The organism is Bacillus sp. PPSBB_11 (assembly GCF_038023285.1).
GTDB classification, from domain to species: Bacteria; Bacillota; Bacilli; order Bacillales; family Bacillaceae; genus Bacillus; species Bacillus altitudinis.
In genome coordinates this window covers 1,157,660-1,170,147 of record NZ_CP150633.1, presented here as the reverse complement: position 1 = coordinate 1,170,147, position 12,488 = coordinate 1,157,660, and the positions used below count along the sequence as shown (strand labels likewise).

Annotated in this window: 12 protein-coding genes; 9 read left to right on the top strand and 3 right to left on the bottom strand. The window is 41.8% G+C overall.

The window, feature by feature from the left end:
* Positions 1–381 (top strand): cytochrome aa3 quinol oxidase subunit IV, encoded by a 381-nt coding sequence (gene qoxD / locus V7L95_RS05930; protein ID WP_007497818.1) that lies wholly within the window; start codon positions 1–3, stop codon positions 379–381.
* Between the two features lie 77 nt (positions 382–458).
* Here qoxD and V7L95_RS05925 read toward each other — a convergent pair whose 3' ends face one another.
* The gene (locus V7L95_RS05925) at positions 459–722 is read right to left on the bottom strand and encodes a spore morphogenesis/germination protein YwcE (protein WP_008345491.1); all 264 of its coding nucleotides are present in this window, start codon (positions 720–722) and stop codon (positions 459–461) included.
* 477 nt (positions 723–1,199) lie between these two features.
* On the opposite strand from V7L95_RS05925, the gene V7L95_RS05920 reads away from it, so the two are divergent.
* The 3 genes from V7L95_RS05920 to V7L95_RS05910 all read left to right on the top strand — a co-directional run bounded on the left by V7L95_RS05920 (position 1,200) and on the right by V7L95_RS05910 (position 4,330).
* Complete coding sequence (locus V7L95_RS05920) at positions 1,200–2,411, top strand: FtsW/RodA/SpoVE family cell cycle protein (RefSeq protein ID WP_008345489.1); 1,212 nt, start codon at positions 1,200–1,202, stop codon at positions 2,409–2,411.
* 110 nt (positions 2,412–2,521) lie between these two features.
* On the top strand, positions 2,522–3,271 hold the full coding sequence (gene nfsA / locus V7L95_RS05915) for an oxygen-insensitive NADPH nitroreductase (RefSeq protein ID WP_017360135.1): 750 nt from the start codon (positions 2,522–2,524) through the stop codon (positions 3,269–3,271).
* A 54-nt stretch (positions 3,272–3,325) separates the two neighbouring features.
* Entirely contained in the window at positions 3,326–4,330 is a 1,005-nt protein-coding gene (locus V7L95_RS05910) for an LLM class flavin-dependent oxidoreductase (protein WP_326115183.1), read from the top strand.
* A gap of 11 nt (positions 4,331–4,341) precedes the next feature.
* Here the strand turns inward: V7L95_RS05910 and V7L95_RS05905 are convergent, their stop codons facing one another.
* Both V7L95_RS05905 and V7L95_RS05900 read right to left on the bottom strand, forming a co-directional pair.
* The gene (locus V7L95_RS05905) at positions 4,342–4,569 is read right to left on the bottom strand and encodes a hypothetical protein (protein WP_017360133.1); all 228 of its coding nucleotides are present in this window, start codon (positions 4,567–4,569) and stop codon (positions 4,342–4,344) included.
* Positions 4,570–4,650: 81 nt separating this feature from the next.
* On the bottom strand, positions 4,651–7,074 hold the full coding sequence (locus V7L95_RS05900; RefSeq protein WP_052320532.1) for a S8 family serine peptidase: 2,424 nt from the start codon (positions 7,072–7,074) through the stop codon (positions 4,651–4,653).
* 501 nt (positions 7,075–7,575) lie between these two features.
* Here V7L95_RS05900 and V7L95_RS05895 point away from each other — a divergent pair.
* The 5 genes from V7L95_RS05895 (at position 7,576) to V7L95_RS05875 (ending at position 12,302) form a co-directional block, all read left to right on the top strand.
* Positions 7,576–7,854: a hypothetical protein gene (locus V7L95_RS05895; RefSeq protein WP_052320531.1), complete on the top strand. Its 279-nt coding sequence runs from the start codon at positions 7,576–7,578 to the stop codon at positions 7,852–7,854.
* Between the two features lie 51 nt (positions 7,855–7,905).
* Positions 7,906–8,739, top strand: a complete 834-nt coding sequence (locus V7L95_RS05890; protein WP_026050173.1) for a PRD domain-containing protein — start codon at positions 7,906–7,908, stop codon at positions 8,737–8,739.
* A 254-nt stretch (positions 8,740–8,993) separates the two neighbouring features.
* Complete coding sequence (locus V7L95_RS05885; RefSeq protein WP_008345474.1) at positions 8,994–10,382, top strand: sucrose-specific PTS transporter subunit IIBC; 1,389 nt, start codon at positions 8,994–8,996, stop codon at positions 10,380–10,382.
* A 19-nt stretch (positions 10,383–10,401) separates the two neighbouring features.
* Positions 10,402–11,859: a sucrose-6-phosphate hydrolase gene (locus V7L95_RS05880; protein WP_265784498.1), complete on the top strand. Its 1,458-nt coding sequence runs from the start codon at positions 10,402–10,404 to the stop codon at positions 11,857–11,859.
* 188 nt (positions 11,860–12,047) lie between these two features.
* A complete protein-coding gene (locus tag V7L95_RS05875; RefSeq protein ID WP_008359596.1) occupies positions 12,048–12,302 on the top strand; it encodes a hypothetical protein in 255 nt (84 codons plus the stop codon).
* The last annotated feature ends 186 nt before the right edge of the window (positions 12,303–12,488 follow it).

Genomic DNA, 12,488 nt, shown 5'->3' with positions numbered 1-12,488 from the left:
ATGGCTGGAAAAACACATTCCTCAGCAGAGCACGAACACTTCCCTTGGAAACACGTAGTTGGCTTCATTCTCTCCATTGTGCTAACCATCTTAGCATTCTGGATTGCCATCGGAGCTGAAATTGGCAGTTCTGCAAAACTATGGATTATCTTTGGTTTTGCCTTCATTCAAGCATTCTTGCAGCTGTTCATGTTCATGCACATGACAGAGAGTGAGAACGGGACTGTTCAAGTCGGAAATACTTTGTTTGGTCTGTTCTGTGCGATCATTTTCGTCATCGGGTCTGTTTGGATCTTCGCGGCTCACTACAGCCACGGAGAGAACAGCAAAGACGGTTATTCACCATCTGCGCCAAAGCAGTCTGAGCATTCAGAGAAATAATAAAAAACCACTCATCTTTCATAGGTGAGTGGTTTTTATGCTGATTGTGATAACGCTTCCAATTGATGATGAGATATCTATCTGCTGCTGAATCTTTTGCGAATGAATGGAAGTCCATAGATGAGGAAAGCTGCAATGTGAGCCAGAATCACGTTAATGGCAAAGAATGCGATCATGAAGGTATGTCCTGCTGGAGATAAACTGCTTGTCATGTAAAGACCGAAGAAAATCCACATAATCATGATGGGTGGAATAGATGCTAATGCAATCTTTCTGTTTTCCAACCATAAAAACAGGGGTGTAGCTGTTGCAATACATAGGTACGCAAAGAACATATCCATCGTATCCAACTCCTTTGTAAGTTGATGTTCAATTCAAATGAGAGGTCAGGATGCAATTGTGTCTGTTTTTAGGAGATATTGTGAACATTTTGTTACAAATATTATACCACAATTGACTTTGAAGTAAACTTAATAATTGGAAAATGGGCCTTATTCCGCAGAAATTGTTTTTTTTTCTTATACCTCAGTTAAGCTTATGCTGGCAAGATGTTCACCTTTCATATCGCCACATAAGTCATTGAATTTTCCCCTTAAAATCTGTAAAATAATCTTTTTAAAGGACTTATGATCGGTTGTCATGATAGAGTGGAAAGGAATTTTTTCCTATTGTTAGGATGAAAAGTATTTCATTTTTTGAAATTAGAATGGAACCTTTCAGGTGTCACTTCCGTCATATTTAAGGTGAGTTGCTTTTGTGAAAATTTCAATCTAATATAAATAAGGGCTTTTATGTTTTGTAATAAGGGTGGTTAGTTCATGAACAAGCAGAATACATCTCCTTACTATCAAGGAGATTTGATTTTTATATTTTTAGCCTTCTTTGCCATCAGTGTCATCGCTATTTATGCTGCGGGACAGTTTGGGCAATATGGATCTAATGCATGGACCAGACAGATCATTTACTACATGGTCGGGGTCATCTGTATTGTGGCTATTAATTACTTCGATCTGGAACAATTAGAAAAGTTAAGCCTATATATTTTTATAGGCGGCATTATGCTCTTAATTCTTTTAAAAATTGCTCCTGCACAAATTGCAGGTCATGATTTTGCTCCAATTAAAAATGGTGCAAAAAGTTGGTTTGTGTTACCGGGAATTGGAACATTTCAGCCTTCAGAGTTCATGAAAATTGGTTTGATTATGATGCTCGCCTCTGTCATTGGGAAGGCAACCCCAAGAGGAAAACGAACATTAGAAGATGATATTTTCCTACTATTAAAAATTGCCGGCGTGGCTGCTGTACCAGTCGGACTCATCTTTTTGCAAGATGCAGGTACGGCTGCGGTATGTATGTTTATTGTCGTTGTCATGGTCTTTTTATCAGGGGTCAACTGGAAATTGATCTCTCTCATCGGTTCAGTGGTTGTGCTCTTAGTTGCCGCTGTGTTAGCCGTGATTATTCTATTCCCTGATTTCGCACAAAAGATCGGGATTCAGCAGTATCAGATCAATCGGATTACCGCTTGGCTGCCTGATAGTTCTTCGACAGCCAACCAAGCCCAGACACAGGATGCATCTGGATCTGATAAATATCAAGTCGAGCAAGCCATTATGGCAATTGGGGCAGGACAAATTTTCGGGAACGGTGTTAAAAACTTAAAAGTGTATGTTCCAGAAGCACAGACAGATATGATTTTCTCTATCATAGGGGAAGCCTTTGGTTTTGTCGGCTGCGCATTTGTGGTGATCATGTTCTTCTTCCTGATTTACAGGCTTGTTGTGCTGATTGACCGTATCCATCCTTATAGCCGGTTTGCGTCATTTTTCTGTGTAGGATATACAGCATTGATTGTCATCCATACATTCCAGAACATTGGCATGAACATAGGCGTCATGCCTGTAACAGGGATACCGCTCTTATTCATCAGCTTCGGGGGAAGCTCTGTTTTATCTGTTCTGATTGGATTTGGTATCGCCTATAATGCAAGTGTTCAATTAACGAAATATCAAAGTTATTTATTTAAATAAAACGGGTAAAGGGCAGTCTAAGCGTAGGCTGCCTTTTTGGTGTGAGTTCTAACTTTTGAAAAGCAATATTCATTTGTCTTATGATAGTAGGAGTGAAGGAGGTCTTCGAATTGAATAAAACGATAGAAACCATCTTAAATCATCGGTCCATCCGTTCGTTTACAGATGAGCGTCTGACAGACGAAGAAGTGCTGACACTTATCAAAAGTGCACAGGCTGCTTCGACATCAAGCTATGTACAGGCGTATAGTATCATTGGTGTAACAGATCAGGAGAAGAAGGCGAAGCTTGCTGAACTGGCTGGAAATCAGCCATACGTTGAGAAGAATGGGCATTTTTTTGTTTTCTGTGCAGACTTGAAACGCCACGACTATATCGCAAAAAAAGCAGGGAAAAACCATCAAGAAGCGCTTGAGAATACTGAAGCCTTTCTGATCAGTGTGATTGATGCGGCGCTCGCTGCGCAAAATGTCAGTGTCGCCGCAGAATCTATGGGACTTGGCATCTGCTATATCGGCGGACTGCGTAATCAGCTGAAGGAAGTATCAGAATTACTTGAAACGCCTTCCTATGTGCTGCCGCTATTCGGCCTGGCCATAGGACATCCTGCCAATTCATCATCTCAAAAGGAACGGTTGCCCGTTGAGCTGATCTATCATGAAAACACATATCAGCAAGACGAAGCTCATGTGGATCGTTATTTAAAAGAATACGATGATCGTATTTCATCATATTATGAAGAACGAACAAACGGTGAGAGAAAAGATACATGGTCTGAGCAAATGCTTCGAGGCTTTAGCCAGCCAAAACGTGCTTTCCTCGGAGATTTTGTGAAAGAGAAGGGCTTTAATCGAAAATAAATCAGGAGATCCCCCTTTCGAGTGAGAGAGGGGGATTTCTGTAAGAGGTGCGACATCATGAAATTAAGTATACTGGATCAATCTCCTTTAATTGGAGATGCGACGCCTGCTGAGGCGCTGAAGCAAACAGTCGAGCTGGCGAAGCAGGCAGAGAAATGGGGTTATCATCGATTTTGGGTATCAGAGCATCACTTTTCAAACCGGCTCGCAGGATCGAGTCCAGAGGTGCTTCTCGGTCATTTATCAGCTGTGACGTCACATATCCGTATTGGCTCAGGCGGCGTCATGCTTCCCCACTACAGTGCCTATAAAGTAGCAGAGAACTTCAGAGTGCTCGAAGCCTTGGCTCCGGGCAGAATTGATCTTGGCATTGGACGTGCTCCTGGAGGTATGCCGATCTCCTCCATTGCCCTTCATCATGGAGAACGGAAGCGACTTGGTGATCAATACCCTGAGCAGGTAGAAGAATTGAAGGTGTATTTACATGATTTAGCCGATGAATTTTATCCGCTGCCTCACTTGACCGCTTCTCCGAAAGTAGATACTGCCCCAGAGGTATGGATGCTAGGTTCCTCTGGAGGAAGTGCACGGCTTGCCGCAAAAGCAGGTGCAGGCTATACGTTTGCTCTTTTCATTAATGGAGAAGGCGGAGAAGACTCTGTGTCGCAGTATATTAACCGATTTGAACCTTCAGAATTTGGTGCTGAGCCGCGTGTCAGTCTTGCGGTCTTCGTTTTATGTGCAGAAACAGAGGAACAGGCAGAAAAATTGGCTGTCAGCTTAGATTTATCATTATTAGCCAATGAGCAAGGACAGAACCTTGGCGGCTTTCCTTCATTTGAACAGGCAAAGGCCTATTCCTACAGTTCATATGAACAAAAACGAGTAGCAGCCAATCGACAGAGAATGGTTGTTGGCACACCATCTTCTGTGAAGCAGCAGCTGACAGCACTCGCAAAGGTGTATCGTACAGATGAAGTGATCGCTGTGACCATCACACATCACATGCAAGACCGTCTCACATCGTATCGTTTATTAAAAGAAGCTTTTGACGCATAACTTATGTAAATTTACCGTCTGCGCAGCCAATAAAAGGGATAGAGGAGCATCATGGTGAGAATAAAGGCAGCTGTCACCGCCAAGCTAAGCGGATAAATGCAGGTGGTATAGACAGTCAGTTCACATGCTTGATGAAAAGGACGAGGCTGTTTTGCATGTAAAAAGGTAAAAAAATAAACCAAGGTGATCGTGAGAAAAAAAGCCGTCATAAAAGAAACGATCCATAGCCATATCAACATGAATTTCTCTTTCCTCCATATATGATAGAAAAGCCTTGTTGAGCTGATGGGCTCATACAAGGCTTATTATGTGATTCTTGTTTATTCAGGATAAATATCGAATGGTTCTTTCGTTTGAACCGTATCTGATTTGCCTTTCAGGCTTGCATACGCAAGCATTGTATACTCACCTGCTTCTAACTTCTGTCCTTTATTGATCGTGCCATTCCATTTCACACGATGCTCTCCTTTATCAACATGTTGATAAACTCCTGCTTCACCTAAATACTCTCCATCTGTCGAGTAGACGAGGAATGCAAGATTTTCAGCACCGCCTGGGAGATAGCTACTAATGACATAGCTTCCAGCACGGTTATCAGGCTCTACGGAAACCGAAGTGACGCGCGGGTAATCAGGCTCTTTTACAATCAATAAAGTAGGGATTTCAGTGACCTTTCTGCCATTTTCGCGAATGGTGATACTGCCTTGGTACGTTCCTTTTTTCGTTTTTCCATAATTCACTTGTACTGCGGAAGTAAAGGACCCTGTGGAATTCCCTTTTACTGTGATTTTTTTCGTGCCGTTTGTGCTAATGCCATTGCCATCGAACTTGTAATCAATGGTATAGGTTTTCGGTGCTTTTGACAGGTTTTCTACCTTGAACTTCTTCGTTTTGATTTGAACGCCCTTTTCTTTTAAGAAAGTGCCGTACGAATAGCTTGCATCAGACACAATAGAAGACGCTTGAAGTGATTCGATGATTCGAACGCTGCCTGTGCCCTGCGTATTGTGAGGGAACTGGCTGCCATTTGGGTCATACAATGTTTCTGCTGTATTCATCATCAGCGCTTTAATTTGCTCTGTAGAATACGATGGTTTTGCTTGTTTAATAATCGCTGCTACTCCGGCTACATGAGGAGATGCCATGCTTGTTCCTTGCTTCGATCCATAGCCGTATGGCTGAGAAGGATCGTGTGTCGGAATGGTGCTGACAATACTCACGCCAGGTGCTGAAAGATCTGGTTTGATCATCCACGTATCGACAACAGGTCCGCGAGATGAGAAGTCAGCGACTTGTTCACTTAACTCTTTCACAAATTGAATCGAGAAAGTTGTTGTATTGTTACCAGCCTCAATGGCTTTAACAAGTGCTGTTCCTTCCGCTTTTGACAGCTTAATCGTCGGAAGGGCTAGACCTGGTACATCCACAGGGATTTCTCCATCGGTATTGTTGTACATGACAACGCCGATCGCACCAGCAGCTTTCGCATTGTCCACTTTATCAACAAAGGCAATGGCTCCACGTTCAATCACTGCCACCTTTCCTTTGACATCGATGTTTTCAAAATCTTTTTCGTCACCGATGCCTGCTTGGACGAGTGTGACTTGTTTTTGGTCAAGTGCTTTTAAATCATTTTCTTGATAGTAGCCCATCACTTTTGCTGTTGAATAGTTCGGGAATTTCACGTTGTATAAACTGTACGGAAGCTGAGTGGCTCCGACAGAAATAGCATCTCTTGATGTCCCAGGAGATCCAACGGTCCAGCTGTTTGGCCCACTGTTTCCGTTTGATGTCACAGCAACAACCCCTTCAGACATGGCCCAATCCAGTGCGATGCTTGTTGCATAATCAGGGTTATTCACACTGTTCCCAAGAGAAAGGTTCATGACATCGGCTCCGTCAGTGACAGCCCGGTCGATGCCTGCAAGGACATTTTCAGTTGTTCCTGATCCGCCTGGTCCAAGGACACGGTAGGCGAGAAGGGTAGCGTCTTTAGCGACACCTTTAATTTGTCCATTTGCCGCAATTGTTCCTGCGACGTGTGTACCATGATCTGTCGATTCGCCTCTAGGATCTCCTTTTGGTGTTTCTTGTGGAGAATAGTCATTATCAACAAAGTCATAGCCTTTGTATAATCCGAAGTTTCCTTTTAAATCAGGGTGGGTATAGTCTACTCCAGTATCAATGACAGCGACTTTTACCCCTTTTCCAGAGTAGCCGGCATCCCATGCTTTTGGGGCACCGATAAATGGAGCACTTTTATCCATGAGTGGAGAGACATCCTCATTAGGAAGCTGGACGCTTTCCTTTTTCACTTCATCTGTTTGATATGTAACATCCGGATAAACGGCTTTTACTCCGTCAACTGCGAGCAGTTTCGGGATTTCGTTTGCAGGAAGTTTCATAGAGAAACCAGAGAAGACTTTTTCATATTCTTGACGAACACTCGCTTTATCTAACTTTTTGAGTGCTGCATTCTTTACTTTCGTTCGAGATTTTTTGAGGGAGGCCTTTGTTTGTGCTTCGCCTTCTTGCTTGGCTTCAACTAAGGATTTTTCCTTTAATTCAACAATGACAGTGGTGTGTTTTCTAGACTTAACATTGATTTCGCCGAAGATTTCTGCTTTTTCCAGTTCCACCTGTTTGTTCGATGGAGCGGCAGCAGCCTGACCTGAAAAGAATGTGGATAAGGTAAAAATAGTGGAGAACAATAGAACAGAAGAACGAGAGATTACTTTTTTCAATTAATTTTCCCCTTTCTAGCTGTGTATTTAGGGAGATAGCCTTTCTTTTTGTGGATAAATAGGAAAGATTCACTGCCCGTTATTAAGTATTCCATACGATGAAACCAATTCCTTTACTGAAATGGTCTTATTTTACATAGTCATAAAGAACTATTTTGTTTATAAAGTCACACTTATGCACAATAATCTGTTGATAACTCGATTATTCAGATATATATATGGAAAATAAAAAAATCTCATACACAAAATCTAGTAAGAGGGTGTTGATATGTGGATAAACCCTGTTGATAAGATGTGCTTATCTTTGGGATAGTGTGTGTATAAAATTTTCATAGAAACATTGTGGAACATGATCATCTTCTGCACTTTTCAACAAAACTTCTGAAAACTAGTTCGTTTTTTCACCCAGATTGTGACAAACCTCTCTTTTTTCTCGGGATATGATAGGAACAGTTAATTTGCTAGAACTGCTAGATTCTAAGGAAAGCGGAGGGATGTTCAGTGAAGAAATGGAAGAACTGGTTGAGTGTATGGTTTGGTTTTGTGATGAATGTGCTTGTGAATCCTGGTGAGCTGCTGAAGAAGCAAGGGGTGAAAGTGATAGCAGTGGATGGAGGATTCTTTCTTGCGGTGAATGAGAGAAAGCTAGAGAAACTGGCAGATGAAAAGAAGAAGAAGCGCAGGATAGAAAAGCCGTTTCAAGAAAGTCTGATGATGCTTGATGAAAAGACAACGAGAGAGGCTCGTGCCGGTCCGTTCTTATCTTTACAGAAAAGTTGAAACAGGGTAAAATCCCACATAAGACACGTTATCTGTGGGAGAGGATGCCCCTTGAAGATATATAAAATATTGAATAACAATGCAGTGGTTGTAAAGGAGGGTGATCAGGAGAAAATTGTGATGGGGCCCGGAATTGCTTTTCAGAAGGGGAAAAATGACGTCGTTCCCGTTCAAAAAATAGAGAAGATTTTTGTTGTGCGTGAAGAAAATGAGAAATTCAAACAAATTCTTGCGACATTGCCAGAAGCGCATATTGAGGTGGCAGAGCATATTATTAGTTATGCAGAGGGTGAACTCATGATGCCGCTCAGTGATCATATCCACATTTCACTGACAGATCATTTATCCTTTGCCATTGAACGCGTTCAAAAAGGCATTGTCTTATATAATAAATTGCTTGGTGAGATCAAAGTCTTATATAAGCAGGAATATGATATTGGAAAGTATGCCATTCGTTATGTAAAGGAGCGGCTTGGGGTTGACCTGCCGGACGATGAGGCAGGGTATGTGGCACTTCATATTCATACGGCCAAAATGAATACGGAGTCCATGAAGAAGACGGTCAAATACACAACGATGATCAAAGAAATGATCGAGCATATCGAAAGCGTTTTTGAGCGCTCGATTGATGAGGATAGTATTTCATATCAGCGCCTTGTGACACATTTGAGGTATGCATTAGGCAGGTTGGAATCGAATGAAGCATTTCAAATCATGGACGATGACATGCTGACTTTTATCCAAACAAAGTATGATTCGGCTTACCGGTGTGCACTTGGACTGGCTGATTTGCTGAAAAAAGAATATGGACTTCATCTCCCTGAATCGGAGATCGGCTACATCACGCTGCATGTCCAGCGTCTGCAGGATGCCGAATTGGTGTAAAGGTTGTGCCTGTCCGCAGGCTTTTTTTATGCACACTACTCTAATTAGTGTATATGGGTCATTTGATTCGAAAAAATAGGTTGACGCAGGTCACGCTCTTATACTATGATGAAAGCGTAATCAAAAACCAATATCGTGGGATTGTGACTGTCAGGCAGGCAAGACCTAAAATTTGCGTAACGAGGGGACGTGTATGTCCTTTCATCGTTAGTGAATTTTAGGTCTTTTTTGTTTTAAAAAAAGGGGGAGACAACATGGATTATCAAAAAACAGCCAAAGAATTAACAACATTATTAGGCGGCAAAGAAAATGTCATTAGCGCAACACATTGTGCCACACGACTCCGATTGGTGATGAAAGATGAGGCGTTGATTGACAAAGATGCCATTGAAGAACTTGAGGGTGTGAAGGGTGCCTTCTCAAGCTCGGGTCAATTCCAGATCATATTTGGAACAGGTTCTGTCAACAAAGTATATGAGCCTTTTGCGCGTGAGGCGGGTCTTGAGGCAGACGACGAGAATCAAAAACCAGCCAGCCATGATGAAGCCGTGAAGCAAAAAATGAATCCACTTGCACGTTTTGCCAAGACGCTATCGAATATTTTTGTACCAATCATTCCAGCGATTGTAGCAAGCGGTTTATTAATGGGCCTATTAGGTATGATGAAAGCCTTCAAATGGGCTGATCCAAGCTCTGCCATCTTCCAAATGCTAGATATGTTCTCAAGTGCTGCCTTTATCATTTTACCGATTTTAATTGGGGTTAGTGCAGCCAAAGAGTTTGGTGGAAATCCATATTTAGGAGCTGTCATTGGGGGCATTATGATTCACCCGAGCTTGCTGAATCCATGGGGACTGACAGACGCAAAACCAGAATATATGCATCTATTCAACTTTGATATTGCGCTTCTTGGTTACCAAGGAACGGTCATTCCCGTGTTATTAACTGTGTATATCATGTGCGTGATTGAAAAGAACTTAAGAAAAGTTGTGCCGAACAGTATTGATTTACTTGTGACGCCGTTTGTGACGGTGATTGTGACTGGATTTGTGACGTTTATTGCTGTAGGACCGCTAGGGAGAATGCTCGGTACAGGGATCTCGAATGCACTCACTTATGTTTATGACCATGCAGGATTCTTAGCTGGACTGATTTTCGGAGGTGCTTATTCTTTAATTGTACTGACAGGTGTTCATCATAGCTTCCATGCGATTGAGGCAGGACTTCTGAATGATATTGGACGGAATTATTTGCTGCCGATCTGGGCCATGTCCAACGTCGCTCAAGGCGGAGCTGGGCTAGCGGTCTTTTTCTTAGCAAAGCGTGCAAAAACGAAAGAAATTGCTTTACCAGCAGCATTTTCTGCTTTCTTAGGTATTACAGAGCCGGTCATATTCGGTGTGAATCTTCGTTATCGTAAGCCATTTATTGCTGCAATGATCGGAGGTGCATTAGGCGGGGCGTTTGTCGTCTTCACGAAGGTAGCCGCCAACGCTTATGGTTTAACAGGGATTCCGATGATTGCCATTGCAGCTCCATTTGGTTTACAAAATGTGGTAAATTATGTTATTGGTATGTTAATAGCTGTTGCTGTTTCATTTATTCTTACCATCATCTTTAAAGTCAAAGAAGTCGAAAAATAATCAAGGAGTGGTCACAGTGATGACAACAACGGACGCAGCACTTCGTCAAAAGGTAACAGATCGTATTCGAAACTATGAGCATTTGGTGAAAAAAGATGTGTACCGTCAGAACTTCCATTTAATGCCGCCAGTCGGTCTTTTAAATGACCCGAATGGATTGATTCAGTGGAAGGGAGTCTACCATGTGTTTTATCAATGGCAGCCATTTAAAACAGGACATGGGGCAAAATTCTGGGGTCACTACACATCAACCGATCTAGTGAATTGGCAGCATGAAGAGGCTGCCCTCACGCCAAGTGATTGGTTTGATCAGAATGGATGTTATTCTGGCAGTGCAGTCATTGATTATGGTCGTATGTATGTGATGTATACCGGAAATGTCCGTGATGAGCAAGGAAATCGTGAGACATATCAATGTTTAGCTGTGTCAGAGGATGGGATTCATTTTGAGAAAAAAGGTGTCGTGGCGACTTTGCCAGCGGGATTCACTGCACATTTTCGTGACCCGAAGGTGTGGAAGCGGAATGGAAAGTGGTACATGGTCCTTGGAGCACAAAGTGAAGATCTCAAAGGACATCTTGTCTTATTTACATCTGATACATTAGACAATTGGACGTTTCAAGGCATTATTGCAGGCAGTGGAAAGAATGGTTTAGATCATTTCGGATACATGTGGGAATGTCCAGATCTGTTTGAATTAGACGGTCAGGATGTATTGATCGTGTCACCACAGGGGCTGAAGCCTGATGGATTCAAATACAACAATACACATCAATCTGGTTATTTTGTTGGTACATTGGATGATCGTACCTACCAATATACGCATGGAGCGTTTGAGGAGCTGGATCGTGGCTTTGACTTTTATGCACAGCAGACTTTCCAAGATGAATCGGGCAGACGCATTTTAATGGGATGGATGGGTGTACCAGATCAAGGGGAAGAGCATCATCCAACCATCTCTTATCAATGGATCCATTGCTTGACGATTCCGAGAGAGCTCCGTTTAGATGATGAAGGACGTCTTATTCAACAGCCGGTAAGTGAACTTCGATCTATGCGGACAAATGAGCAGGAGCATGTTTTTCACGTTAAACGATCTGTTCACTCCATTCCTGTTGAAGATTTGACGAGCGCAGAGGTATTCATTGATCAAATTGAAACACAAAAAGGGTTTGAATGCTGTATCCGTGCTGCTGCTCGTATCATTTATGATAAAGATGAAGGCAAACTAACATTAGAGCGAGATCGATTTGAAGATCGAACAAAGGAAGTTCGTGAAGTAGAAATTGATGAATTACAGGATCTGCATATCTTTATTGATGCATCATCGATTGAGATTTTTGTCAACGGAGGCCGGGAAGTATTTACTGCACGTTACTTTCCTTCCCCGGGAAATAAATCAATCTCCATCAGTGGTAGAAATGAAACGAAGCTTAAATTGAAGACGTGGCATTTGCAAAAAGAAGCAGATCAATGATCTGCTTTTTTCTAGTGAGATCAGCCTGTATCTTAAAGCCTATATCATGTATATACAAGGTTGGCCTGAAGCGGTTTGATGACGTTTTACATATATGATAACAGGTTCAATTATGGTATCATTTTAAAATATATACAGCTGAGGCTGACGTTTATCCAAATGCGGTAGGACAAAAAGGGGTTGTTTACTTGAATTCAAAACAGCAGCCGACGACTAGAAAACGCTTGGAGACAATGGCAGATCATGTTGAAGATAAACGTGAAGAATATAAAGAATTGCTAATTCAAGTCCAATCTATTCTCGGTGAACCTTCTCTAGAGCAGGAAGAATTAAAAGAGAAGCTGTCAGATACGTATAAACAAATGAAAGAATATGCCTTATTTGTTGAATCCATTGAAGCCTTTATTCGAAAAATGGCGAAAGAATCTGATCAGCAAAAGTAGGTGAAAAATTATGGTGAAAGAGTGTACCTGGGAGCGGGTATGCTTTTTTTATTTAAAGATTATCTATGTCAGTTTTATTCTAAATCTTAATGTATGAAGATAATAGAAATTTGTAGATAGAATATTTAATGTATATGAGTTATAAAAGTGCAAGAAACATTACAATGCGGAAGGATAACCATTCTT